The organism is Staphylococcus sp. HMSC072H03, from assembly GCF_001809305.1.
Classification (GTDB): domain Bacteria; phylum Bacillota; class Bacilli; order Staphylococcales; family Staphylococcaceae; genus Staphylococcus; species Staphylococcus hominis.
The window spans coordinates 168,585-195,325 of record NZ_KV796881.1 but is presented as its reverse complement, the minus strand read 5'-3'; the positions used below and the strand labels follow the sequence as shown (position 1 = coordinate 195,325).

The 26,741-nt window shown below is 31.5% G+C and carries 22 protein-coding genes; 2 read left to right on the top strand and 20 right to left on the bottom strand.

The genetic code is table 11. The features are described 5' to 3' along the window. Positions 1 to 155 precede the first annotated feature (155 nt). The 20 genes from HMPREF2578_RS03835 to ylqF all read right to left on the bottom strand — a co-directional run bounded on the left by HMPREF2578_RS03835 (position 156) and on the right by ylqF (position 21,059). Positions 156 to 1,856 (bottom strand): proline--tRNA ligase, encoded by a 1,701-nt coding sequence (locus HMPREF2578_RS03835; protein WP_017174607.1) that lies wholly within the window; start codon positions 1,854 to 1,856, stop codon positions 156 to 158. A gap of 16 nt (positions 1,857 to 1,872) precedes the next feature. Next, positions 1,873 to 3,159: an RIP metalloprotease RseP gene (rseP, locus tag HMPREF2578_RS03830; RefSeq protein WP_017174606.1), complete on the bottom strand. Its 1,287-nt coding sequence runs from the start codon at positions 3,157 to 3,159 to the stop codon at positions 1,873 to 1,875. A gap of 211 nt (positions 3,160 to 3,370) precedes the next feature. After that, the gene (locus HMPREF2578_RS03825) at positions 3,371 to 4,153 is read right to left on the bottom strand and encodes a phosphatidate cytidylyltransferase (RefSeq protein WP_017174605.1); all 783 of its coding nucleotides are present in this window, start codon (positions 4,151 to 4,153) and stop codon (positions 3,371 to 3,373) included. 3 nt (positions 4,154 to 4,156) lie between these two features. Beyond that, positions 4,157 to 4,927 carry an isoprenyl transferase gene (locus HMPREF2578_RS03820; RefSeq protein WP_017174604.1) on the bottom strand — a complete coding sequence of 257 codons (771 nt, stop codon included), beginning with the start codon at positions 4,925 to 4,927 and terminating at the stop codon, positions 4,157 to 4,159. 185 nt (positions 4,928 to 5,112) lie between these two features. Then, positions 5,113 to 5,667, bottom strand: coding sequence for a ribosome recycling factor (gene frr / locus HMPREF2578_RS03815; protein ID WP_017174603.1), 555 nt, complete (start codon positions 5,665 to 5,667; stop codon positions 5,113 to 5,115). A gap of 16 nt (positions 5,668 to 5,683) precedes the next feature. Beyond that, on the bottom strand, positions 5,684 to 6,406 hold the full coding sequence (gene pyrH / locus HMPREF2578_RS03810; protein ID WP_017174602.1) for a UMP kinase: 723 nt from the start codon (positions 6,404 to 6,406) through the stop codon (positions 5,684 to 5,686). A gap of 138 nt (positions 6,407 to 6,544) precedes the next feature. Then, on the bottom strand, positions 6,545 to 7,423 hold the full coding sequence (gene tsf, locus HMPREF2578_RS03805; RefSeq protein ID WP_017174601.1) for a translation elongation factor Ts: 879 nt from the start codon (positions 7,421 to 7,423) through the stop codon (positions 6,545 to 6,547). Positions 7,424 to 7,683: 260 nt separating this feature from the next. Continuing rightward, positions 7,684 to 8,472: a 30S ribosomal protein S2 gene (rpsB, locus tag HMPREF2578_RS03800; protein ID WP_002448842.1), complete on the bottom strand. Its 789-nt coding sequence runs from the start codon at positions 8,470 to 8,472 to the stop codon at positions 7,684 to 7,686. Positions 8,473 to 8,491: 19 nt separating this feature from the next. Beyond that, positions 8,492 to 8,623 (bottom strand): hypothetical protein, encoded by a 132-nt coding sequence (locus HMPREF2578_RS11295; RefSeq protein WP_256096029.1) that lies wholly within the window; start codon positions 8,621 to 8,623, stop codon positions 8,492 to 8,494. A 69-nt stretch (positions 8,624 to 8,692) separates the two neighbouring features. Beyond that, complete coding sequence (gene codY / locus HMPREF2578_RS03795) at positions 8,693 to 9,469, bottom strand: GTP-sensing pleiotropic transcriptional regulator CodY (protein ID WP_037540991.1); 777 nt, start codon at positions 9,467 to 9,469, stop codon at positions 8,693 to 8,695. Between the two features lie 21 nt (positions 9,470 to 9,490). Beyond that, positions 9,491 to 10,891, bottom strand: coding sequence for an ATP-dependent protease ATPase subunit HslU (hslU, locus tag HMPREF2578_RS03790; RefSeq protein ID WP_017174599.1), 1,401 nt, complete (start codon positions 10,889 to 10,891; stop codon positions 9,491 to 9,493). 66 nt (positions 10,892 to 10,957) lie between these two features. Continuing rightward, positions 10,958 to 11,503 (bottom strand): ATP-dependent protease subunit HslV, encoded by a 546-nt coding sequence (gene hslV / locus HMPREF2578_RS03785; RefSeq protein WP_002448739.1) that lies wholly within the window; start codon positions 11,501 to 11,503, stop codon positions 10,958 to 10,960. Next, positions 11,504 to 12,397 (bottom strand): tyrosine recombinase XerC, encoded by an 894-nt coding sequence (xerC, locus tag HMPREF2578_RS03780; protein WP_017174598.1) that lies wholly within the window; start codon positions 12,395 to 12,397, stop codon positions 11,504 to 11,506. Between the two features lie 137 nt (positions 12,398 to 12,534). Beyond that, positions 12,535 to 13,842 carry an FADH(2)-oxidizing methylenetetrahydrofolate--tRNA-(uracil(54)-C(5))-methyltransferase TrmFO gene (gene trmFO, locus HMPREF2578_RS03775; protein WP_017174597.1) on the bottom strand — a complete coding sequence of 436 codons (1,308 nt, stop codon included), beginning with the start codon at positions 13,840 to 13,842 and terminating at the stop codon, positions 12,535 to 12,537. A gap of 23 nt (positions 13,843 to 13,865) precedes the next feature. Continuing rightward, positions 13,866 to 15,935 (bottom strand): type I DNA topoisomerase, encoded by a 2,070-nt coding sequence (topA, locus tag HMPREF2578_RS03770; protein ID WP_017174596.1) that lies wholly within the window; start codon positions 15,933 to 15,935, stop codon positions 13,866 to 13,868. A 138-nt stretch (positions 15,936 to 16,073) separates the two neighbouring features. Then, on the bottom strand, positions 16,074 to 16,946 hold the full coding sequence (gene dprA / locus HMPREF2578_RS03765) for a DNA-processing protein DprA (RefSeq protein WP_019835580.1): 873 nt from the start codon (positions 16,944 to 16,946) through the stop codon (positions 16,074 to 16,076). A 257-nt stretch (positions 16,947 to 17,203) separates the two neighbouring features. After that, a complete protein-coding gene (gene sucD / locus HMPREF2578_RS03760; RefSeq protein ID WP_037540990.1) occupies positions 17,204 to 18,109 on the bottom strand; it encodes a succinate--CoA ligase subunit alpha in 906 nt (301 codons plus the stop codon). A 21-nt stretch (positions 18,110 to 18,130) separates the two neighbouring features. Further along, a complete protein-coding gene (gene sucC, locus HMPREF2578_RS03755) occupies positions 18,131 to 19,297 on the bottom strand; it encodes an ADP-forming succinate--CoA ligase subunit beta (RefSeq protein ID WP_017174593.1) in 1,167 nt (388 codons plus the stop codon). A gap of 126 nt (positions 19,298 to 19,423) precedes the next feature. Continuing rightward, entirely contained in the window at positions 19,424 to 20,191 is a 768-nt protein-coding gene (locus HMPREF2578_RS03750; RefSeq protein WP_017174592.1) for a ribonuclease HII, read from the bottom strand. Further along, the gene (ylqF, locus tag HMPREF2578_RS03745) at positions 20,175 to 21,059 is read right to left on the bottom strand and encodes a ribosome biogenesis GTPase YlqF (protein WP_017174591.1); all 885 of its coding nucleotides are present in this window, start codon (positions 21,057 to 21,059) and stop codon (positions 20,175 to 20,177) included. Before ylqF ends, HMPREF2578_RS03750 begins: the two co-directional genes overlap by 17 nt. Before the next feature lie 255 nt (positions 21,060 to 21,314). Between ylqF and HMPREF2578_RS03740 the strand changes: the two genes are divergently transcribed. Together HMPREF2578_RS03740 and HMPREF2578_RS03735 are read left to right on the top strand one after the other, a co-directional pair. After that, positions 21,315 to 23,921 (top strand): YfhO family protein, encoded by a 2,607-nt coding sequence (locus HMPREF2578_RS03740; RefSeq protein WP_017174590.1) that lies wholly within the window; start codon positions 21,315 to 21,317, stop codon positions 23,919 to 23,921. Next, positions 23,911 to 26,535: a YfhO family protein gene (locus HMPREF2578_RS03735; protein WP_017174589.1), complete on the top strand. Its 2,625-nt coding sequence runs from the start codon at positions 23,911 to 23,913 to the stop codon at positions 26,533 to 26,535. Before HMPREF2578_RS03740 ends, HMPREF2578_RS03735 begins: the two co-directional genes overlap by 11 nt. The last annotated feature ends 206 nt before the right edge of the window (positions 26,536 to 26,741 follow it).

Genomic DNA, 26,741 nt, shown 5'->3' with positions numbered 1-26,741 from the left:
AACCACCTTATTTCGAACTTATCATTTACTTTAAAAAACTTGATTTATATTATACTACTTTCACATTTATTTTTCATGATTACAGTTTAACTAATAAAAACAATAAAAGAGGTTGGAAACAACAAAATGTTCCAACCATTTTTATTCATGTGCACCTATAGTTTTTCATAGAGTGAAGCAATGTGATTGTCTAATTCATTAACATGAACTTCTTCACTTTCACCCGTTTGACGCACTTTAACTTCAACAATACCTTCACTTGCATTTTTACCTACAACAATTCTTATCGGTAAACCAATTAAATCAGCGTCATTAAATTTAACGCCTGCACGCTCTTTACGATCATCATAAAGTACATCATATTTAGATTGTAATTCTGAGTATAATTTATCTCCTAATTCAAGTTGTTCTTCTTTTTTAGGATTGATTGTAATTAAATGTAAATCAAATGGAGTGACTGACTTTGGCCAAATAATACCATTTTCATCATTATTTTGCTCAACAATCGCACTTAATGTTCTAGACACTCCGATACCATAGCAACCCATAATTAAAGGTTGCGCTTTACCTTGATTATCTAAAAATTTAGCATTCATTGCTTCAGAATATTTCGTTCCCAGTTTAAATACTTGTCCAACTTCAATACCTTCTGCAAATTTTGCATTTCCAGAACCATCACTTAACGGTTCACCTTCTAAAATAAATCTAAAGTCTCCGTATTCATCGATATTAAAATCACGCTCAACATTTGCATTAATATAGTGATAGCCATCTTCATTAGCACCTACCACTATGTTATTTAAATCTTTAACAAAATTATCAGCAATAATTTTAATGTCTTTATTATGAATAGGTCCTAATGAACCAGGATTTGCTCCAAGTAAATTTACAATTTCATCTTGAGTCGCCATTTCCACATTATCAGTTTCAAAGTATGCTTTCACCTTCACATCATTGAGCTCGTGATGGCCTCTTACTAAAAACATCATGAATTCTCCATCCACTTTGAAAATCATTGTTTTTACAATTTCATCAATTGGACGATTTAAAAAGTCAGCCAATTCTTGAGCTGTTTTAATATTTGGCGTTTCTATTTTTTCTAGTGATTTAATGTCTGTATGTTTCTCATTTGGATAATACTTAACTTCAGCTTTTTCAATATTTGCTGCATAATCACTATTTTCACTATACACAATCGTATCTTCACCAATTTCACTTAAAGCCATAAATTCATGTGTATGATTACCGCCAATAGCACCTGAATCAGCTACTACTGGACGCGCATTAATTCCAACACGTTTAAAAATACGACTATAAGCATTGTACATCTCTTGATATGTTTGATCTAATGATGCTTCATCAGCATGGAAAGAATAAGCATCTTTCATGATGAACTCTCTTCCACGTAATAAACCAAAACGTGGACGTTTTTCATCACGGAACTTAGATTGAATTTGGAATAATGTTAATGGTAATTGTTTATAAGACTTTAATTCGTCTCTAACGATAGAAGTCACTACTTCTTCGTGAGTAGGTCCTAAAGCAAATTCTCTTCCATTACGGTCTTTTAATCGCATTAATTCAGGACCATAAGCGCCCCAACGTCCCGACTCTTCCCAAAGTTCTGCTTGCTGCAATGCTGGCATTAAAATCTCAACTGCATCAATATTTTCCATTTCTTCACGAATGATTTTAGAAATATGATTTAGTACACGTGTTGCTAAGGGTAAATAACTATAAATACCACTTGTGCTTTGTTTAATTAAACCTGCTTTTAATAACAACTGATGACTTAAAGCCTCAGCTTCAGAAGGGACTTCTCTCATTGTTGGTATAAAGACTTTCGATTGTTTCATTTTTTATCCTCCTAAATTATAAGAAATAACGTTGTATATCATTCCAAGTGACTAAGACCATAATAATCACTACAAATATAGCTCCAACAGCAATAATTGCAGTTTCAGCTTTTTTGTTTACTGGTCTTCTAAATATCGCTTCATAAATAACAAATAAAATTCTACCACCATCTAAAGCTGGAATAGGTAATAAGTTCATAATCCCTAAGTTAACACTCAGCAATGCCGTATAGTATGTTAATGCAATAATACCTTGTTTTACTACAGAATCTACATTGTGATAAATACCCACTGGACCATTTAACATATCAAAAGTAAAGCCACCTGTGAAAATACTTCCAATCATTGTTCCAACTGCTTTAAAAATAAGTACACTTGCATCTAAAAATTGTTGTACGCCTAATGCTAATGGCTTAAATAGTGAATGTTCATTCGCAGGTTGAAAACCTAATACATAAGAAGTTTTAGAATTTAATTTTGTCTGTTTAATCACTTGTTTTTTAGGTGTAACATCTAGTGATTTGGTGTGACCATCTCGTACAATTTTAATTGTTGTTTGATGGTCTTTCGTTTTATTAAGTGCACTTTGAATATCGCTAAAATCGTTAATTTTATAGTGTCCAACTTGAACAATTTTATCTCCAGCTTTTAATCCAGCTTCTTGTGCTGGATAATTGTCTGCTAATTGTTTTACTGTAGGGGTAGGCGTACCTTGATAATAAGCTAAGCCAATAAATAGTACGAGAGCTAAAATAAAGTTAAATAATGGGCCCGCAAATAAAGTTAAAAACTTAGGTAATGGTTTTTTATGTGTAAATTGACGATGCCTTGGTGCAATTTGAATTAAACTACCATTTTCAACAAAGTAAGCTTTTTTAGCAATATTAAAATGATGTCTTTCATTATCATATGCTGTAATACCTTCAATATATAAATCATCTTTAAAATCACATCGTTTAACTTCAATCGCTTCAATTTTTTGGAATTTATGTTGATCATCTAAAATAATATGTGTAATTTCATCTTGTTCATTTAGTTTTATTTTAACATTCATTCCTGGCTGAACGGGTGGTTCTTCTAATCCATCTCCTGCCATTCTTACATACCCACCAACTGGAAGTAAACGTATTGTATATAACGTTTCATCTTTACGGAAACTGAAAATTTTGGGTCCCATTCCAATCGCAAATTCTGGACACATAATACCTGCACGTTTTGCAAAAAACATATGTCCATATTCATGTACTGTAACGAGTACACCAAATACGATAATAAATGAGACGATTGTGATTAAATAACTCACTTACAACACCTCAATTAATTTTAATATTTAAATTATCTAGATTATAAGATTTTAGATTTTAAATTTTATAATAATTTCTAGTATAAAAAAACAGTTTTAAAAAAGAGCTATAAAGTACACGATTGTATAATATTAATCAAATGTGAACTCAATAACTCCTCAATTATATCATTATATACTTTTCATAAATAAATAAAACGTTAATTTTTTATTACATTTGTAGCAATAGAATGTTTAACAGTGGTAAAACAAACATAAAGCTATCAAATCTATCTAAAATACCGCCATGTCCTGGCAAGATTCTGCCTGAATCTTTAACACCAAAATGACGTTTAAAACCAGATTCTACTAAGTCACCTAATTGACCAAATACACTTAAAATAATTGTAATTAATAATAACAGCCAAATATTTAGATGAAAATCTACAAAAAACATCATTACAAGTGGAACAATTAAACTACAAATGAGTCCTCCAATAAAACCTTCAATCGTTTTGTTTGGACTAATAACTGGCCATAGTTTGTGTTTTCCCATTAATCGTCCAAATATATATGCGCCAGTATCTGTTAACCATACGATTAAAAATGCAAAAAGTATATAATGTAAACCATAAGAACGTGTAGCATAAAAATACATAAATCCTATTCCAACGTATGCTACAGACATTAAACAAAATGCAGCGTCCATAAAGCTAAATCTGTTTTTCGAAAGTACAGTATAACTTAATAGTATGAAGCTCATTGCAATTAAACTTTTTAATTGAACATCACTCACCCAATCTCCGGCAGACTGAGGAAGCATAATAATAATAAGCGCTATAGCACTGAAAATACCTGGAATTGATAAAAATTTAATCATATTCATATTTAACAATTCTTTTAAAGCAATGAGCGCCAGCAAATAAGCAAAAAGCATTAAAATAGTTCCACCTTTTAATAATATAGGTAGAAAAATAAGCAATGCTATAATCGCGGTCAATGTTCTTACTTTCATAATTTACTCCTCACTTAATCCTCCAAAACGTCTTTGGCGAGATTGATATATTTTTATACATTGTTTTAATTCTTCACCATCAAAGTCTGGCCATAACTTCTCATTAAAAATAAATTCACTATACGAAGCCTGCCAAATTAAGAAGTTACTAAGGCGTTGTTCTCCAGATGTACGTATTAATAAATCTGGATCTGGATCTGGATGGGTCATTAAATGTTTGGAAATCATCAATTCATCAATATCATCACTGTTTTGACCATTACGTTGAAGTTCATCATAAATTGATTTCATACTTTGAACAAGTTCAGCTCGTCCACCATAATTAATGGCAAATACTAATTTCAAGCCTGTATTATTTTTGGTTTTTTCTTTAGCATAATTAATCGCCTCAATTGTTGATTGGGGTACTGCATCTAAAAAACCAATAGTTTCTATCTTAACATTTTTCTCTATAAGTTCTGGTAGAAATGTTTTTAAAAAATTCACAGGTAAATTCATGATATAATTAACTTCACTTTCAGGTCTTGACCAATTTTCCGTTGAAAAAGCGTATAAAGTTAAATATTTAATACCTAAATGACTTGCTTCACGTGTCACTTTTTTTATGGTTTGCATACCTTCATAGTGACCTTTAATTCTAGGCATTTTACGCTTTTTTGCCCAACGACCATTTCCGTCCATGATAATTGCTATATGTTCAGGTAAATTATGTATATCTAAATCATCATTTTGATTGATTTTAGTCTTATTTCTTTTTATTAGCTTTCTAAACATGGTCTTTCCTCCGAGCCTGATCATTTCTGTTATATTATATAGGTTATTTAAGAAATCATCTATCATTTTATCATACTAAATAATGGCATTGAATAAGCAAATTAAAAAACTGTACCAAAGTCTGACTTGGCACAGTTTAGACTAAAACAATTTATAATCTTGTCATAGAAGAGTATGATGAAATATTAAACAGACATAATATCTTTTTCTTTTTCATCAACTAAATTATCAATTTCTTTAATTGAATTGTCTGTTACTTTTTGAACATCTTCTGTTTGGCTTCTTAAATCATCTTCAGTAATGTCTCCATTTTTTTCGTCTTTTTTCAATTGATCATTGATATCACGACGAATATTACGGATTGAAACTTTTGAATCTTCACCGATTTTTTTAACATTTTTAACTAATTCTTTACGACGTTCTTCAGTTAAAGCAGGAACAGTGATACGAATAACTTCACCGTCACTAGTAGGGTTCACACCTAGGTTAGCAGCAATAATCGCTTTTTCAATATCAGCTACAGATGATTTATCATATGGAGAAATGACAAGTAAGCGTGCTTCAGGCACGTTTATACTCGCTAACTGTTGAACTGGTGTTGGGGCACCATAATAATCAACATTTACTCCGTTTAATAAATTAGAATTCGCTCTACCCGCACTAATATTAGCTAATTCACGTGATAAATTTTCAATTGATTTTTTCATTCTAGATTTTGTATCTTGAATTATCTCACTCATACATTTACACCTCTAATTATTTAGTAATTAATGTACCAATTTTTTCGCCCATAACGGCACGTTTAATATTGCCTTCTTCCATAATAGAGAATACATTTAATGGAATGTTATTATCCATACAGAATGAAGAAGCAGTTGAATCCATAACTTGTAGGCCTTCTTGTAACATTTGAATATGTGTTAGATGATCATATTTTACAGCATTTTTATCAATTTTTGGGTCGGCAGAATACACACCATCAACATTATTTTTACCCATTAAAATGACATCGGCCTCTACTTCAGCTGCACGTAGTGCTGCAGTTGTGTCAGTAGAGAAGTATGGATTACCAATACCAGCTGCAAAAATAACTACGCGTTTTTTCTCTAAATGTCTAATTGCGCGACGACGAATATAAGGCTCAGCAACCTGTTTCATTTCAATTGAAGTTAATACTCGTGTATCACAATCTAATTGCTCTAAACTATCTTGTAATGCCAATGCATTCATTACAGTAGCAAGCATGCCCATATAATCAGCTGTACCACGGTCCATGCCTAAATCGCTACCTGTTTTACCTCTCCAAATATTACCGCCACCAACGATAACAGCTATTTCACAATCCATTTTAGCTACTTCAGCGACTTGTTTTGCTACACTTTTAATGATGATAGGATTGATACCAAAACCTTTTTCACCTGCAAGTGCTTCACCACTAAGTTTCAGTACTACACGTTTATATTTAGAAGTCTGCGCCATTATTTTTTCCTCTCTATGATTAATGATATGTAATATATACAAGTAAAGAAGACACTAATGGTCTTCTATAATAAAAGAATTTTATTATATAGAATTCCTTAAAGGTGTCTTCTTTCTTGTTAGAATAATGTGAACAAATTATTTCATTTGACCTTTAACTTCATCAGCAAAGTTTTCTTCGCGTTTTTCCATACCTTCGCCTACTTCATAACGTACGAAGTCAGCTAATTTACCGCCTTTAGATTTTAAGAAAGCTTCAACTGTTTGATCTGGGTCTTTAACGAAGTTTTGGTCAACAGCACAAATTTCTTGAAGATATTTACGTAAACGACCTTCAACCATTTTTTCAACGATATTTTCAGGTTTACCTTCATTTAATGCTTGTTGTTTTAATACTTCTCTTTCGTGATTAATTTCTTCGTCACTTACTTGGTCTGAAGAAACATATTTAGGATTAATTGCAGCGATGTGCATTGCTACATCTTTAGCTGCTTCTTCATCAGTAGAACCTTCAACAACAGTCAATACACCGATACGTCCACCCATGTGTAAGTATGCACCAAAAGCATCGTTATCAGATTTAGTTCTAATAGCAAAACGACGGATGCTTAATTTTTCACCGATTGTTGAGATAGCCTCTTTCATTCTTTCATCAACTGTTTGACCACTTGCTAATTTAGTTTCTAATAAAGCTTCTACTGTTTCAGCTTTACTTTCAAGGATTTGATTAGCAATTTCTTTAACTAATTCTTGGAATCCTTCGTTTCGAGCAACGAAATCAGTTTCAGAGTTAATTTCAACGATTGCTGCTTCATTACCTTTTACTTCTACATGTACTAAACCTTCAGCAGCGATTCGATCAGCTTTTTTAGCTGCTTTAGCAATACCTTTTTCACGTAAGTAGTCGATTGCTTTATCGATATCTCCATCAGTTTCAGTTAGCGCTTTTTTACAATCCATCATACCTGCGCCAGTTCTTTCACGTAATTCTTTAACAAGTTTTGCTGAAATTGCCATTAATTATTCCTCCAATATGTCTAATTGTAATAATAGATGATATTTAAATATTACCATTAAAGGTACTATTATTTCCAATACTCTATTACGATTTATTAATAATTTTTTAAATTAAGGTTATTTTAAAAATAAAATCTGATTTAAAAGTATAATTGAATATTTATCTTTTATATTTATACCCAATTTACTATCCATTTTAAATAAATATTTTAAAAAAAGGGCGATAAGCATTACATCTTATCACCCATTTAAACTATATCTTAGTTTGATTCAACAGTAGTATTTTCTTCAGTTGATTCTGCTTTTTGAGTTTCTTCACTTTCATCTAAATCGATGTTTTGTTCTGCAGCTACTTCATCGTTTGAAATACCTTGTTGACCTTCTAAGACAGCGTCAGCCATTTTACCAGTTAATAATTTAACGGCACGAATAGCATCATCATTCGCTGGGATAACATAGTCGATTTCATCAGGATCACAGTTAGTGTCAACGATACCAACGATAGGGATATTTAATTTACGTGCTTCAGCAATCGCATTGCGCTCTTTACGAGGGTCAACTACGAATAATGCTTGAGGCATAGATTTCATATCACGAATACCGCCTAAGAATTTGATTAAACGGTCATATTCTTTTTTAAGTTCAACAACTTCTTTTTTAGGTAAAACGTCAAATAAACCGTCTTCTTCCATTTTTTCAATTTCAGAAATACGTTTAATACGTTTTGAGATTGTTTTATAATTAGTTAAGATTCCACCTAACCATCTTTGGTTAACGTAGAATTGACCAGCACGTTCTGCTTCAGCTTTAACTGATTCTTGTGCTTGTTTTTTAGTACCTACGAATAAGACTTTACCGCCATCTTCAGATACTTGTTTTAAGAAGTTATAAGCTTCTTCAACTTTTTTTACTGTTTTTTGTAAGTCAATGATATAAATACCATTTCTTTCAGTAAAGATATATTTTTTCATTTTTGGGTTCCAACGGCGTGTTTGGTGACCGAAGTGAACACCGGCTTCTAGTAATTGTTTCATTGAAATTACTGCCATGTTAAATTCCTCCTATTGGTTAATTACCTCCATAGTAAACTAATATAAAGACAATACTTAAGACTGCACCCTTTATATTTACATTCACTACGTGTGTATTGGCTTTATAGCCGTCAATAATAATATCATATCTAGAATCATTACGCAACATTTTTTAACTGCATAAAATAAAAAACTACTATCTTAATTTTAATAGATAGATAGTAGTTTTAAAAAATATTTATTCACTTCGATTAAGTTCATCTAAGAATTTTTCTTTTTTAACTTTAATAAATGTACCTTTCATGCCAAGCGATCGTGATTCTATTACACCAGCACTTTCTAATTTACGTAACGCATTTACAATTACAGAACGTGTAATACCTACTCTATCTGCTACTTTAGATGCAATTAATAGACCTTCATTACCACCAAGTTCCTCAAAAATATGTTCAATCGCTTCTTTTTCAGAATAAGATAATGAATTGATTGCCATTGTAATAGCAGCTTTATCACGTGCTTCTTTCTCAACTTCATTATGTTTCTCACGTAAAATTTCCATACCAATAACAGTTGCAGCGTATTCGCCAAGCACTAAATCATTTTCATTAAAGTCATCTTTAACTCTTCCTAGAATCAGTGTACCTAAGCGTTCGCCTCCCCCTAAAATCGGGAAGATGGTTGTTCTACTATTAATAAATACATCTCTGTGTTCTGGAGGGAATACTGTCAAGTCTGAATCAATATCAATATTCGCTTTAGTTTGTTGAACTTGCATAAGTAGTTCAGTGTATTCACTTGGAATATGTTTACTTTCAGTCAACATATTACTAATTCGTTCACTCTTTAAAAGTTCATTTAAACTTGAACCTAAAATTTTACCTCTACGAGAAACGATGAAGACATTTGTAACAGTTACATTACTAATAGTCTGAGCAACATCTTTAAAGTCTACCGCAATGCCTTTATGTTTTTGTAATAATGTATTTAATTCTCTAGTTTTAGATAATAAGCTCATAAAATTTCTCCTTTATTTATATTATAAAATAAATGCACTTAAATCTTTGTTTGTTGAAATAGATTTCAACTTATCATCAACATACTGTGGTGTTATATCTACTACTGCATTTGGCATATTTGGTGCTTCAAAAGATAAATCTTCTAACATTTTTTCTAAAATAGTGTGTAATCGACGTGCACCAATATTGTCTGTATCTTGATTCACTTGATATGCCATTTCAGCTAATCGTGTTATCGCTTCATCAGAGAAGTTGACCGTAACTTCTTCAGTTTTTAACAGTGCTTCATACTGCTTTATAAGAGATAACTTAGGTTCAGTCAATATTCTATAGAAATCATTGACTGTTAAGCTTTCAAGTTCAACTCGAATTGGAAAACGCCCTTGTAACTCAGGAATCAAGTCACTTGGTTTAGAAACATGGAAAGCGCCAGCACCAATAAATAGCATGTGCTCAGTATTTACAGTACCATACTTAGTTTGAATCATGCTACCTTCAAGGATTGGTAATATATCTCTTTGAACACCTTGTCTTGATACATCTTGACCACTATTGGAATTGTTTGTAGCGACTTTATCAATCTCATCGATAAAGATAATTCCCATTTGTTCTGCTAATTCTAAAGCTTCTTGATTAGCAGTTTCTTGATCAATTAATTCATCTGCAAAATCATCAGTAAGAATTTTACGTGCTGTTTTTACTGGTACTTCTCTTTCTACTTTTCGTTTAGGCATCAATTGATTCATCATATCTTGCATTTGTTGATTTTGACTCGTGCCTAACATTCCTAATGCGCCAGGGTCTTGTTCAACTTTGATTCTAACTTTTTCTTCTTCTAGCTTACCTGCTAAAAGTTGTTGTCTTATTTCTGACCGTTTTGTTTTGATTTCTTCTGTAGGGGCTTCTTCTTCCTCGTCATTCTGATTAAAATTAGGAATAGCACCACCTAAAAGAGATTCAAGTGGATTATTATTTTGAGCTGCTTTTTTCTTCATACTAGGAACAAGTAATTTTACTAATTTTTCATTAGCTTTTTGTGTTGCTTCATCTTCAACTAATGATTTCTTTTGCTCTTTTACGAGTCTTACAGACACGTCCACCAAGTCTCTAACCATACTTTCTACATCACGTCCAACATATCCAACTTCAGTGAATTTTGTAGCTTCTACTTTAATGAATGGTGCACCTACGACTTTTGCCATACGGCGTGCAATTTCTGTTTTACCTACACCAGTTGGGCCAATCATTAAAATATTTTTGGGTGCAATTTCTTGCTTAGTTTCTTCATCAAGAAGACTTCTTCTGTATCTATTTCTTAACGCGATTGCTACTTTACGTTTTGCATCTTCTTGACCTACAATATATTCGTCCAATTTAGATACGATATCTTTAGGTGTTAATTTTATACCGTTTGCATCCATTTACTATTACCTCCACCTTAATGTATGTCCATATCAATTCATTTCCGTTTTGTTTATATATGTTATTTATAAAGTCTCAACAATAATATTATCATTTGTAAATACACAAATATCTGAAGCCACTTTTAAGCTTTCATATGCCATTTCTTTAGCAGTCATATGTGAAGCATGACGTTTAAGTGCTCTTCCTGCACTTAATGCATAGTTTCCTCCTGAACCAATAGCGATTAAATCATCGTCAGGCGCAATGACTTCACCTGTACCACTTACCACTAAAATACCATCTTTATCCATTACGATAAGCATGGCTTCCAGTTGACGTAATTGCTTATCTCCACGCCATTCTTGAGCAAGTTCTACAGCAGCGCGTTCTAAATTACCGCTAAATTGTTGTAATTTAGTTTCAAATTTTTCAAATAATGTAAATGCATCGGCTACGCTTCCTGCAAATCCTGCTAACACTTTACCTTCGTATAAGCGTCTTACTTTTCTAGCTGTTTGCTTCATAATTACTTGTTCACCAAGTGTAACTTGACCGTCTCCAGCCATTGCCGCTTCTCCATTGTGTCTTACAGCATATATCGTTGTAGCATGTAATGATGTCTTACTCATTTATTTACTCTCCTTTTTTGCTCGAGGATGTGCATTTAAATACACTTTGCGCAATTGTTGATTAGATACATGTGTATACTTACCAGTTGTAGAAAGGTTAACGTGTCCTAATAAAGATTGAACTGTTCTTAGGTCTGCACCTTGATTCAATAAATGTGTAGCAAATGTATGTCTTAATTTATGAGGGTGGATTTCAGTTACCCCCGCTGTACGTTTAACTACATCATTGAGAAGATATCTAATACCTCTCTCAGTAATAGGATCACCTTTCATATTAACAATTAAATAAGGATGACTTTTACCTTTAAGTGGTTTGAATTTTTCTAAATATTGTTCAATACTTTGTCTACAAAACTCTCCAAAAGGCACAAATCGTTCTTTATTTCCCTTACCCAATACCTTTACCCCTGGAAGATTCATATCTAAATCCATAACCTTTATATTCACAAGTTCTGAAACACGAATGCCTGTTGCATATAATAATTCAATTACTACTCTATCTCTTAATCCTTTTTTTGCATCGTTTGAAACAGTATTAAATAATGCTTCCATTTCTTCTTCATAAAAAAATTGAGGAAGATATTGCTCTTTCTTAGGATGTACAAGTTGTATAAAAGGATTATTTACAGATGTATCTTGAGTCATCCAGAACTCATAAAATGTTCTTAATGTTGATATTTTTCTTGATACAGTAGTACGTTTCAAATTATTGGAATATAAATAACTTAGATAATTTCTTGCATCTTTATATTCAAACGTTCTTAAATTTAACAGTTCTTGTTCTAAAAACTGATTAAATTGAGCTAAATCGTCATGATACGCTTTTAATGTATGGTCGGAGAAATTTCTTTCAACTTTAAGCATATTCAAAAATTTCTTTTGGATTTCTTCCACTAAAAATCCCCTCCATCATATGCATTGTAGCATATAAACTGAGGGGGACTAAAATAATTAGCTATAGAATTCAAAATCTTTTGAGAATTTGTGAATAATTTAAAAATTCCTTCAAAATATTTTATTATAATTTAAATCTATAACGTTTTTTTGAAATTTTCTAAATAGTCTAGTGCACGATATGCTTGTGCTTCATAACGTTCTTTTTTATCTTTAATGCGGCGATCAAGTGACGGCAATAAACCAAAGTTAGCATTCATTGGTTGGAAGTTTTTTTCATTTTTAGCATGAGAAATATAATAAGCCATACTGCCTATCATTGTTTCTCTTGGAAAAATCACTTCTCCTTTTCCAAGTAACTTATGCGCTAAATTGATACCTGCTACAAGTCCACTTGCTGCACTTTCAACATATCCTTCCACACCTGTCATTTGTCCTGCAAATTGAATTCTATCATTATTAATTAATTCATATTTTTCATTTAAAACATCAGGTGAATTAATGAAGGTATTTCTATGCATCACACCATATCTAACAATATCAACATTTTCTAAACCTGGAATTAATTGAATGACTTCTTTTTGAGCGCCCCATTTTAAATGTGTTTGGAAGCCGACAATATTATAAAGCGTACCAGCTGCGTCATCTTGACGTAATTGCACTACTGCATATGGACGTTTACCAGTTTTAGGGTCTTCTAATCCTACTGGTTTCATTGGACCAAATAGTAATGTTTTATGACCTCTACCAGCCATCACTTCAAATGGCATACATCCTTCAAAATATTTTTCTTTTTCAAATTCATTTACAGGTGCAACTTCAGCTTCTAATACCGCATCATAAAAACGATTGAATTCTTCTTCAGTCATAGGGCAGTTTAAATATGCTGCTTCACCTTTATCATAGCGTGATTTCAAATAGACTTTATCCATATCAATTGAATCTTTTTCAATGATTGGAGCTGCTGCATCGTAGAAATATAGTTGATCTTTACCTGTAATTTCTACAATTTCTTTAGCTAAATGTTCAGTTGTTAACGGGCCTGTTGCAATGATTGTATGTCCTTCTGGAATACTGTGAATTTCTTTATTCAAAACAGTTACATTAGGATGATTTTTCAATGTATCTGTAATATAACCAGCAAAGTCATGTCTATCTACTGCTAATGCACCACCAGCTGGAACTCTAGCTTTATCAGCTGCTGCGATGATTAATGAATCTAAACGTCGCATTTCTTCTTTAAGCACACCTACACCATTTGTTAATGCATTACCACGTAGTGAATTAGAACATACTAACTCAGCAAATTTATCTGTATGATGGGCAGGCGTTTGTTTAACAGGACGCATTTCGATTAAATTCACTTTAATACCACGTTCTGCTAATTGATAAGCTGCTTCTGAACCAGCTAATCCTGCGCCTATAACATTAACAGTTTGACTCATATACATTCTCCTTTAATAAAACTCTATTTTTGTACTTCTTCTTTATAGTCACAATTAGAACAAATCACTTGAGAACTACGTCCTTTTTTATGTTGCATCAAGTAATGATTACATTTTGGACAATCTCTTCCTATTGGTTTATCCCAAGAAATAAAATCACACTCTGGATAATTCGAACAACCATAAAATAATCTATTTTTCTTAGATTTTCTCTCAACTACATCGCCATCTTTGCATTTTGGACAAGTGACACCAATAGTTTTAACAATAGCTTTTGTATTTCGACAATCTGGGAAATTCGAGCACGCCATAAATTTACCATAACGTCCCATTTTTATTACCATAGGAGCTCCACATACTTCACAATCTTCGCCGGCTGGTTCATCTTTAATTTCAACTTTTTCCATTTCTTCCTCTGCACGTGCAACATCTAATTTAAAACTACCATAGAAATTATCGATAACTTTTCTCCAACCGATATCACCTTCTGCAATTTTATCGAGCAAGGTTTCCATATTAACTGTAAATTCAACATCAATAATTTCTGGGAAGTAATCCTTCACTTGCTCATACACGATTTCTCCTAGTTCAGTTGGTACAAAACGTTTACTTTCAAGTTTAACATAATTACGTTTTTGAATTGTGTCAATCGTTGGAGCATATGTTGAAGGTCTACCAATTTTTAATTCTTCTAATGTTTTAACTAATCGTGCCTCTGTGTATCGTGGAGGTGGTTGAGTGAAATGTTGTGCCGGTTCAATTTGTGTTGCAGTTACTTTGTCACCTTGATTTAATTTTGGTAATTTATTTTCTTTATCATTATCTTTGTCATCTTTTGCTTCAACATATAATGTCATAAAGCCTTTAAATTTGATTGTTTGTCCATTTGCTCTAAATTTAATGTCATTTTGTGTTACATCTAAAGCCACAGTATCTAAAACTGCAGGAGCCATTTGACTTGCTACAAAACGTTCCCAAATTAATTTATACAAGCGATGTTGATCACGTGTTAAATATGCTTTCATTTCATCTGGTGTACGTAATGTACTTGTTGGACGAATAGCTTCATGGGCATCTTGATCCCCTTGTTTACCTTTTGTTTTACGGTTTGAAGTATACTCAGTACCATACTTCTCTTCAATATATGATTTTGCTTCATCTTTAGCAGTTTGTGAGATTCGTGTTGAATCTGTTCTCATATATGTGATTAATCCAACTGTACCTTGTCGTTTCAAATCGATACCTTCATATAATTGCTGTGCTAACATCATAGTCTTACGTGCTTTAAAATTAAGTTTACGTGCTGCTTCTTGTTGTAACGTAGACGTTGTAAATGGATTTGCAGGGTATCTCGTTTTTTCTTTTTTATTTACATTAGTGATTTCAAATTCATCACCATTTAATTCGGATGTAATTTTTTCAACATCTTTTTTTGTTTTTAATTTATACGGTTTGTTTTTATAATGTAAGAATTTAGCAGTGAACTTTGATTTTTTATATCTAAATTCACCTTCAATTGACCAATATTCTTCTGGTTTAAAATTACGGATTTCATTTTCACGGTCAATGACTAATCTTAAAGCAACTGATTGTACTCGACCAGCTGACAATCCTTTTTTTACTTTCTTCCATAGTACTGGAGAAATATTATAACCTACAAGTCTATCTAAAATACGACGCGCTTGTTGTGCATCAACTAAATTCATTTCAATACCACGAGGATGTTTAAAACTTTCTTTTACTGCATCCTTAGTGATTTCATTAAATACAACTCTGTTTTCTTTTGATTCTTCAAGTTCTAAAATTTTTGATAAATGCCAAGCAATCGCTTCACCTTCGCGGTCAGGGTCACTAGCTAAGAAAACTTTTTTAGCTTTTTTCGCATATTTTTTTAAATCTTTAACAACAGGACCTTTACCTCGAATAGTTATATATTTTGGTTCATAGTTATCTTCTACGTCTACACCCATTTGACTTCTTGGTAAATCTCGTACGTGTCCCATAGAAGCAATAACTTTATATCGTTTACCTAAATATTTTTCAATGGTTTTCGCTTTTGCAGGCGACTCAACGATGACTAAATTATCTGCCAAAGTGAATTCCCCCTTGCTTTTTCAATTACTAAAGATAAATGATAAACGGTTAATTTTGTTTTTGTCAATATTTTAATCCAATATAGATATTTTTTTGTGAAATATCCTTTGAATTTTCACAATTAATTATTTATATATTTAATCGTTTAAAAAGCGATAATCATATAATATATCTTCTGCTTCTGAAACAATCATTGCACCTTCTTGAGCACGTAATAAATTTCCTTTTGTCAAAGGATTAAACATCGATCCAGGCAGTACATAAACATTTCTATTTTGATCTAAAGCACAATCTATTGTAATTTGACTACCACTTTTAATTTTAGCTTCAGTAATTAATACACCACGAGACAACCCGCTTATCAGACGATTTCTTTCAGGGAATTGATATTTGTTTATTTTTGTTAAAGGAGGATATTCACTTATGACTAAACCAGTTTCTTCAATTATATTGCGTAACTTTCGTGTTTCCTTTGGATAATGATTTAAATGACCAAAACCTAGAACTGCAATAGTTGGAAGATGATGTTTTAATGCGAATTGATGAGCTATGCTATCAGCACCTTTCGCTAAACCGGATACAATCGTTAGTGGAATATTTATAAAGTGAGGAAATAGATAATCTAGTGCACACTTAGAATAATTTGTGGCCTCACGTGAACCTACAACACCTAAAGTATACGTAGATGATAATAAATGTATATTTCCACGATAAAATAATATAAAAGGATAGTCGTAAATAGTTTTAAGCAATGAAGGATATTGAGAAGAAAATGAAGTAACATAGTTAACCTGATATCTAGAAAGTTGGGTTTGAATATAATCGTAAGAAATCTCTGTTAATTGAGTAAAACGCTTCTTTTTTAAATATAGAGATTCCCATTCATTGATCATTTCAAATTGATCATGTTCATTAACATTGAAAAATTTTGGAAATACATTGAGTAAATGATGAATATGTTGGGTCGTATACCCTATCCATCTCATTTTTAATAAAATAAAATCATTCATGAAGTAAATGTCTCCTTTTAATTTATTATACCGTGAATCATTAACAGTAAAATTTCATTTATAAGACAAATTTGATATATAAATGTAAGGAGTAATAATATTAAAAGATTATGTATACTTTTTGATTTCATAACATGTGAAAAATAGAGCGTTCAGTCATTTATAATATATTGTAGTCTACGATATATATAAGAAAAACTGCCAACAAATTTCAGTAATTGTTGACAGTTTGAATTCAATTATTAATTACATAATTGCTACTTCACTGTTAATAGTTCTTCATAAATGCCTGCTTCTTTTGCCGCTTCAATTAGTGTTGTACCAATTTCTGATGGTGTATCTGCTGTTTTAACACCACATTCATTAAGCGTTTTAATTTTTTCTGCAGCAGTTCCTTTACCACCTGAGATGATTGCACCTGCATGGCCCATACGTTTTCCTGGAGGTGCTGTTTGTCCACCAACAAAACCAACCACTGGTTTAGTCATGTTTGCTTTGACCCATTCAGCTGCTTCTTCTTCAGCAGTACCACCGATTTCGCCAATCATAACAACAGCTTTTGTTTCTTCATCTTCATTAAATGCTTTAAGTACATCGATAAAGTTTGTACCGTTAACTGGGTCCCCACCGATACCTACTGCTGTGGTTTGACCAATACCTTCTTCAGTTAATTGATGTACTGCTTCATATGTTAAAGTACCTGAACGAGAAACAACACCTACATGCCCTTTTTTATGAATATAACCTGGCATGATACCAATTTTACATTCATCTGCCGTAATTACACCAGGACAGTTCGGTCCAACTAAACGTGTTTTTCTACCCTCTAAATAACGTTTCACTTTAATCATATCAACAACTGGAATATGTTCAGTAATACAGATCACCATATCTAATTCTGCATCAGCTGCTTCTAAAATTGAATCTGCAGCAAATGGTGCTGGTACGTAAACTACTGATACGTTAGCACCTGTTTCTTTTTTAGCTTCAGCTACTGTATTATACACTGGCACGCCTTCAACAACTTGTCCACCTTTACCTGGTGTTACCCCTGCGACAATTTGTGTGCCATAATCAAGCATTTGTTTTGTATGGAAAAGGGCAGTAGACCCTGTAATACCTTGCACCATTACCTTAGTATTCTTATCTATAAATACACCCATTTTAGTGTTCCCATCCTTTCCTTACGCTTCTTTAACAAGTTTAACAATTTGTTGTGCACCTTCAGCCATTGTTGCTGCTGGTTCAATTGCTAGACCAGATTCATTTAAAATCTCTTTACCACGTTTAACGTTTGTGCCTTCTAAACGAACAACTAAAGGTAAAGTTAATTCGACTTCTTTAACTGCTGCTACAATACCTTCTGCAATCACATCACATTTCATAATTCCACCGAAGATATTTACAAAAATACCTTTAACATTATCATCCCCCAAGATGATTTTGAATGCTTCAGTTACTTTTTCTTTTGTAGCACCGCCACCAACGTCTAGGAAGTTAGCTGGAGTACCACCGAAATGATTAATTGTATCCATTGTAGCCATGGCTAATCCGGCACCATTAACCATACAACCAATGTCACCATCTAAAGCAATATATGATAAATCATATTTAGATGCTTGAATTTCTTTTGGATCTTCTTCTTCTAAATCACGTAATTCTAAAATATCTTTATGTCTAAATAATGCATTATCATCAAAATTTAATTTCGCATCTAAAGCCAAAACATCACCATCACCCGTTGTTACAAGTGGATTAATTTCAACAATAGAACAATCTTTTTCAACAAAAACATTATATAAAGAAAGTAAGAATTTTGCTGCTTTATTTACAGATTCTTTTGGAATATTGATATTGAATGCAATACGACGTGCTTGGAATGGTGATAACCCTATCACTGGATCGATTGTTTCTTTAAAGATCTTTTCTGGCGTTTTAGCTGCAACTTCTTCAATTTCAGTTCCACCTTCTTCAGAAGCCATCAATGTAATACGATCAGTAGCACGATCAATGACAAAGCCTACATAATATTCTTTTTGAATATCACAACCTTCTTCGATATATAAGCGTTTAACTTCTTTACCTTCAGGCCCAGTTTGATGCGTTACTAATTGCTTGCCTAATAATTCATTAGCATAAGTTTCAACTTCAGACAGTGATTTAGCAATTTTAACTCCACCTGCTTTACCTCTACCCCCAGCGTGAATTTGTGCTTTCACTACATAAACATCTGAATTTAATTCTTTTGCCTTTTCCACCGCTTCTTCAGCAGTAAATGCTACACGTCCTTCTGGAACGGCTACACCCATAGCACGAAATATTTCTTTACCTTGATACTCGTGGATATTCATCTTCCATCCTCCTGTTTCTTAGGTTAAGTTCACTTTAATTATAGAAAATGTAAGCGCTTTTGTAAACTGAAAGTGTTATACTTTTTGCAATAGTTTTTAAATTCAAATAATTTTATTTTTATTTAATTATATCATTGATTTAACAGGCTCAAACGTTTTACGATGATATGGCGTTATGCCTAATTGTTTTAATCCTTGAAGGTGTGATTTAGTGCCATATCCTACATTTTTTTCAAAATCATAACCAGGATATTTCAGTGCTACTTCCGCCATTAAACCATCCCTATATTCTTTTGCCATGATACTAGCAGCAGCAATAGAAACACTTTTAGCATCTCCTTTAATAATAGAAGTTTGAGGAATTGCATTATCCAATGTCATAGCATCAATAAGTAAATGGTTAGGTTGTTCTGTTAATTGATTAATAGCACGTTTCATAGCTAATTTGGTTGCGTTGTAAATATTGAACTCATCAATTTCTTCAGCGCTTGCTATCCCGTAAGCATAATCATAAACGCCTTCTTTTAATTGTTCGTTAAGTATTTTTCGCTTTGTTGCTGAAACTTTCTTCGAGTCATCTAATCCTAAATATTGATGTTCTTTATTTAAAATGACTGCACAAGCTACAACAGGCCCAGCAAGTGGACCACGACCTACTTCATCAATCCCACATATTAAAGCATTAGGATTGTCCTTTAATATTTCATTTTCATATTTATTCATTTGTTGATAATGTTCTCGTGTTTCTTGATCTTTTAAAAGCTGTTTACGACGTCGTACTATATTTTGCTGTACCCCTTTTCTTGTATCACTCATTAATTCATGTTGTTCAAGTGCTTCAATTGAATCAATTGTGTCTAATAATGCTTTAATCTCTTTAATTGTTTGAGGCATAATCTAAGTCCCCTTTCATTTCTGAATAAATATCAAAACAATAAGTTCCAATTTTAGCATTACGCACATCATTAATAATCAATTCGATGACAGCCTCGTAATCGACTTCATTTCCTTTTTGTAATAACCCACGTCGACGTCCAATAGCATCAAACCATTCTAAAATTTCTGCATCAGTTTCTACATCAATATTGTAATGATTCTTCAATCCTTCAATATCATGTTTAATTAAGAAGTGTAAACCGTATATTGCTACTTCATCTAAGTGTACGATACTATCTTTAATGGCACCAGTAAGGCTTAGTTTTTTACCTACAGTTTCATCTTCAAATTTAGGCCATAAAATACCTGGCGTATCTAGTAGTTGTAATGCTTTACCTACTTTAATCCATTGTTGTTGTTTCGTTACTCCCGGCTTATTTCCTGTTTGAGCAATATTTTTTTTAGCTAACTTATTAATTAATGTAGATTTCCCCACATTAGGTATACCAACAATCATGGCACGTATTGCTCTAGGTTTAAGTCCTTTCGCTTTTTCTTTCTCAAATTTTTCTTTAGTCGCTTCAATTGCAGCATATTCTACACCTTTTAAATTTTTGCCGTGTTTCGCATCAACTGCTACAGGATAAAAACCTTTATCAGTAAAGAAATGTTCCCACTTTTGCATTTCATTTAAATTCGACATATCTTTTTTATTTAAAATAACTACGCGTGGTTTTTGTTTAATGACATCATCAATCATTGGATTTCTTGAACTATACGGTATACGTGCGTCAACAAGTTCAAATACCACATCTACTTTCTTAAGTTGTTCTGTCACTTCTCTTTTGGCCTTTGCCATATGCCCTGGATACCATTGAATCACCATGACATTCACCCTACTTTCATTAAATTTATTTCAACTGTTCGATTATAATCAATATTTAAAATCTTCACTACTATTATCAATTCTATTATATTTTAACATGCTATTTCATATTCATTAAATCGCTAATATTAAAAACAAATTTCTAATTTTTTATAAAACATATAAATACTTTTATTAAGAAGTTTAATACTCTACAATTTAGTATGTAGTCATTTTTTAATTATGAATAGTACATTCTAACTATAGAGGTTTAATATGAAAAAATTCTTTACTTATCTAGGACTTTTTATAGCACTGTCCATCATAGGACATAGTTATGTCATTTATCGTTTTATTCACGATGGTATTTTATTTACAGGTCCAAATGATGGAATGGAACAAATGGTTCCAATTCAAATGTATTTATTTGATAAATGGAGTAGTGGCAATTTGTTTTATTCCACTGATTTTGGATTAGGTGGCGATTTCTTTACAGATCTTAGTTACTACTTCTCCACAAATATTTTATTTATAATAAATGTAGTATTTATTGCACTTATTAAAATTTTTATTCCTTTACATACGCATAATGTATTATTTTGGATGATTAATGCACTGATTATGTCCATGATTAAAGCAATGATTGCCATGTATTGCACTTATTTATATAGTAAATACATTTCAAATAACAAATGGTTAAGCTTAGTTGTAGCGTTTTTATTTGTTATGTCACCCTTATATTATCGCTTTACAGTGTATTGGCCCTTCTTTAGTGATGTGTTTGTTTGGATGCCGTTATTATTACTCTCTATTGAAAGAGTCTTACAAAAACAGAAGTTTGGACTATTCATTGTTACTGTTTCTTTAATACTAATTAATAACTTTTATTTTGCATACTATCTTTGTTTAATAGGTGCGGGTTATATACTGATTCGTATAATATTTAGACATCCAAAAGATATTCTCTCAAGAAGTAAAGCATTTTTAACTTTAATCATTAGTGCCCTGTTAGGTTTAGGTAATAGTTTATTTATCTTTTTTCATGGTGCTCAAAGCTTTTTAAATAACCGTCGTGTACCTTTTTCTGGAGCAGTTGATACATTTGAAAAATTAGATATTAATACAAATATTTTCTTTGATAATTATTTAATTGTATTATTATTTATTACCATTCAAGCTCTTTTAAGTTTTAAATTATATAAACATTATTATTATCGTTTATTTGCTATCCTTACCTTTGTATTTATTATATTTAGTTTTATACCTTTCATCGACCAAGTATTTAATGGTTTTTCAGCGCCTCAAAAGCGTTGGCATTTTATTTTAGCTTTTAATTCCACACTATTAATCGGATTATTTTTAAAATATTTCAAAACACTAACTACAAAATCTTATCTAATAAGTAATATTATTGCAGAATTAGTTATATTTATAAGTGCTATGATATATCATAAATTTTTAGCATGGTTCATATTAGTCCCTATTGTATCTTTGATTGGATTGATGGTTCTTATCATTAAAGATCGTACATATCGTTTTAAATTAAGTTATTTATATAGTGTTTCAATTATATTATTAAGTATCTTGGTCTCTATAGTATTTATTAAAAATCAAATTTACTATAAAGATCACACTGATCGTGGAAATACGTTTTATATTAATTCCAGTTTATATAGTTCCGACTTACAACGTGCACTTGTTCAAGAAATGAATCAAAATAAGCATGAAGATGAACGTATCGATTGGAGAGTCAACGAGCAAGATAATACACCGATGTATCAACATTTTAAAGGGTTAAGTTTATATTCAAGTATTTTTCATCATAATATACTCGATTATTATTACGATGCTTTAAAAATTAATTTAGCTGAGGAGTCATTGAGTAGATATCAATCAACGAATGGACGACAAAATATCGCGAGTCTATTTTCAGTGCGTTATATGATGCTAAAAAATTATCAAAATAACTTACCTTCCTACTTCAAAAAAATAAAATCAAGCGGACAATATGGTATTTATGAAAATACACTTAACTTACCATCTGTTAAAGTAACTGATTCTATATACAATAGTAAAAAATTGACGACTGCAATTGATAGAGAACATGCAATGTTAAAAGGTGTGATTTTAAACAATGAAGGCACAAGTTATAAAGCTAAAGCTCCTAATTTATTAAATCAATCATCATTGAGTTATAAAAATTTAAAACATTTAAATGGTAATGTCTATAAAGTAATTGGAGATAAAGGTGGAACATTAACGATACACTTACCTCAATCATTACGCCAAAAGTATGATGATTTTTACGTTACGATGAAAATAAAGCGTGGTAATCCTGATAGTAATTACACAGTCTCTGTAAATAATTATGCAAATCACCGATTATTTAACAATTCTACTTATCGTACTGGTATTGATACTCAACTTTATCGAACACAACCTGATAATAAGGGAAACATTAATATCACTTTATCTCCTAAAGGAACATTTTATTTAAACCTTCAACAATTAAATGGTGAAAACTATAAAATATTAAAACAAATGCATAAAAAAGCTGATTTTAATAACAAATATAAAGATATTAAAAACGGCGTTGAAGTCAACTTAGCTAAACATGATAAAGGGATTGCTTCAATTAATATTCCTTATAGAGAAGGGATGCAAGCGTATGTTGATGGACACCGTATTAAACCTATGAAAGTTAATTACATGATGACAGGCGTTCCTGTTAATTCATCTGCTAAAAAAATAATTATTAAATATCAACCACCTTATTGGAATACTATGATTTTAATCTCACTCATCAGTATAGTAATAAGTGTTGTATTTGTTAGATTTGTTAATACCAAAAAGAGAAAGTTGAGGAAAAACATTGATCAATAAAATTCGGTCCAATCGATTATTGACCTTTTTATCTATATTTATAATTGCTAATATCATTTCTTTAGCAATTTATTATCCATTTATTCAAGATTATTTCAAAGAAGGATTTGTATTTAGTGGTTCTGGAGATGGTTTTAGACAAATGATGCCATTTCAAATGTACTTATATGAACATTACAGTAAGTTCAAAGGAGCCTATGATCAATCTTTTGGATTAGGCGGAGATTACATTAAGGGGTTGGCCTATTATTATTCTTTATCTCCCATAATGTGGATTAATTTTTTTATAATCTGGGTAAGTCATTTTTTATTTCATTGGCAAACGAGTCATATCGCCTTTTGGGCAACTAACCAATTAATAATCGCTTACGCTAGAACGATTATTACAATTATTGTTGTATTTTACTATTTAAAATGGCTAAAGTTGAAAACAGCGCCATTGCTTATCGCTACTATTTTATATGGTGCATCCACTCTTGTGCTTTACTATAACTATACATGGTCATTTTATGGAGACTTATTGATTTTATTACCTTTATCTTTATGGGGAATGGAACGTTTCTTCCAAAAAAGAAGAATAGGGCTATTTATCTTTTCAGTTGCTCTGACCTTATTTTCTAATTTTTATTTCAGTTACTACCAAGCTATTGTATTAGGGATTTATTTCATATTAAGAGTCATTTTTAAATATCGTTGTGATATCGTATCAAGATGGGAAAAATTTTATTTACTCGTTATTGGTGCAATACTTGCGCTTTTATCTAGTATTTTAGGATTCTATACAGGTGTATCTTCATTCCTAAACAATGATAGAGCCCAAAATGATGACTTTAATATTACATTGTTTACAGATTTAACACAAAGTAAATATCATATTTTTTCTGATGGTTTTTATATCACAGTTTCGATTATTGCATTAATGGCTTTATTTACGTTTAAGTTATATCGTCACTACTATTATAAAATTTTTGCTATCATCACTTGGTTTTTACTTATTGGATCGTTATCACAATACTTTGATAGTGCATTTAATGGCTTTTCATTACCACAACGTCGATGGGTATACTTTTTATCTATTTCAACTAGTATCTTAATTGCATTATATATTCAATATTTATCTGAACTTACATTAAAACAATATTTACTTGTAGCAATTCCGGTATTTATATTTGGTTTATATCACTATATATTTGCAAGTGCTTATGTCAATTGGATGATTGTACCATTATTTTTAATCATCGTTTTAATCTTTGTAGTATGGAAAAAACAATGGTTATATCAACCTTATATACTAATAGCTATTGTATTACTATTCTTTGTACAACAAATTATAATGACACACGATTCACGAGCCCGTACTATTGATCCATATGCAACGACTACGAAAACATTAACAGATTCAAGTTATTATAATCATAAACTTGCTAAAAAAATTAATAATATTAAAAAACAAAAAGATAATAAAAATCCTTTCCATCGTATCGATTACATGTCAGCCTATGCACTCAATTCACCATTTATTTACCATTATAATGGCATTTCACTTTACTCAAGTATTTTTGATGGTGACATATTAAAATACTATGATAAAGAAATGCAAATTAATATGCCTGTTGATAAAAATAGTACATATCGATACTTAGGGAATCGAGCAAATTTAGAAGCCATGTGGGATGTTCAAGATCGATTCCGACATCCTAATGATCTGAATATGCCTTATGGTTTTAAAAAGGTAGATACTATCAATAATGGTTCAGATAAATTAATTCATTCAGAAAATACTATTAATTATCCAGCCACGCATATTACTAATAAGATTTTTAATAAACATGATCTCAAATCGCCATTAGATCGTGAGCAAGCGATGCTACAAGGTGTAGTATTAGATGATGATTCAATCAAAGCGAATACTTCTTTCACTCAAAATAAAAACCTATTAAGTAAAGCATATCAATCTACAAATAATGCTACTTGGAAAGATAAAACTCATTTAAACGTAGAAAAAAATAATGGTGGTATCACATTGACATTACCTAAAACGTTAGCTAATCAATATAAAGATATGTATGTCGAAATGGATGTAGAATTGTTAGCTCCCGATATTGAGCATTCTATAGGAGTAAATGAATATGCTCAAAATCGTAATATGCTAAGTTATAAATATCGACGTTTTGTAACGCCTGTAACAATGAGAGTAAAAGCTTCGGATCAATTAAAGATTCGTCTTACTAAAGGACATTATCGATTATCTATTAAAGGTATCTATGGAGAAGATTATCATACATTGAAACAAGCTTCTAAATCACTTAAACCTGTGACTATTTCACAATTTAGAAGTGGCTATACATTCACTAAACCTAAAGGAACTTCTGGATACTTAGTGGTACCAATCGCCTATGCTAATGGTATGCATGCACGTGTTAATGGACACGATGTAGATGTAAAACAAGCTAACGGTATTATGACAGCTATTCCAGTCAAGAAAAATGATACTCATATTGAATTATCTTATACACCACCACATTTTTATATACTATTAATTTTGAGCGTTATCGGAATAATAAGCAGTATAATATTTAGCAGATATTTAAAACGAAAAAATCAATTAAAATAAAAAGAGCCTGAGTCATAATTACTAGAAAAATAGCCAGTAAATGAGTTTATTATAAATTCATTTACTGGCTTCTTTATTTACAATACTGCGTATTGTTGGCTCGCTTTTTTAGGGAATAGCTTCAGCCTGCAGTCTTCAGCTTGTTCTGTTCTCTCAAGAGTCTTGCCAAAATATTTTGTATTTATATGTAATTTTACATTGAAATA

Coding starts and splice junctions, on each gene's coding strand:
- HMPREF2578_RS03740 (WP_017174590.1), top strand. CDS start 21,315: ATGAAAAAATTCTTTACTTATCTAGGACTTTTTATAGCACTGTCCATC.
- trmFO (WP_017174597.1), bottom strand. CDS start 13,842: ATGAGTCAAACTGTTAATGTTATAGGCGCAGGATTAGCTGGTTCAGAA.
- rpsB (WP_002448842.1), bottom strand. CDS start 8,472: ATGGCAGTAATTTCAATGAAACAATTACTAGAAGCCGGTGTTCACTTC.
- dprA (WP_019835580.1), bottom strand. CDS start 16,946: ATGAATGATTTTATTTTATTAAAAATGAGATGGATAGGGTATACGACC.
- sucD (WP_037540990.1), bottom strand. CDS start 18,109: ATGGGTGTATTTATAGATAAGAATACTAAGGTAATGGTGCAAGGTATT.
- sucC (WP_017174593.1), bottom strand. CDS start 19,297: ATGAATATCCACGAGTATCAAGGTAAAGAAATATTTCGTGCTATGGGT.
- HMPREF2578_RS11295 (WP_256096029.1), bottom strand. CDS start 8,623: ATGTTGCGTAATGATTCTAGATATGATATTATTATTGACGGCTATAAA.
- tsf (WP_017174601.1), bottom strand. CDS start 7,423: ATGGCAATTTCAGCAAAACTTGTTAAAGAATTACGTGAAAGAACTGGC.
- HMPREF2578_RS03750 (WP_017174592.1), bottom strand. CDS start 20,191: ATGCCTCAAACAATTAAAGAGATTAAAGCATTATTAGACACAATTGAT.
- frr (WP_017174603.1), bottom strand. CDS start 5,667: ATGAGTGAGATAATTCAAGATACAAAATCTAGAATGAAAAAATCAATT.
- HMPREF2578_RS03825 (WP_017174605.1), bottom strand. CDS start 4,153: ATGAAAGTAAGAACATTGACCGCGATTATAGCATTGCTTATTTTTCTA.
- codY (WP_037540991.1), bottom strand. CDS start 9,469: ATGAGCTTATTATCTAAAACTAGAGAATTAAATACATTATTACAAAAA.
- hslU (WP_017174599.1), bottom strand. CDS start 10,891: ATGGATGCAAACGGTATAAAATTAACACCTAAAGATATCGTATCTAAA.
- pyrH (WP_017174602.1), bottom strand. CDS start 6,406: ATGGCGCAGACTTCTAAATATAAACGTGTAGTACTGAAACTTAGTGGT.
- hslV (WP_002448739.1), bottom strand. CDS start 11,503: ATGAGTAAGACATCATTACATGCTACAACGATATATGCTGTAAGACAC.
- HMPREF2578_RS03820 (WP_017174604.1), bottom strand. CDS start 4,927: ATGTTTAGAAAGCTAATAAAAAGAAATAAGACTAAAATCAATCAAAAT.
- ylqF (WP_017174591.1), bottom strand. CDS start 21,059: ATGGTGATTCAATGGTATCCAGGGCATATGGCAAAGGCCAAAAGAGAA.
- HMPREF2578_RS03835 (WP_017174607.1), bottom strand. CDS start 1,856: ATGAAACAATCGAAAGTCTTTATACCAACAATGAGAGAAGTCCCTTCT.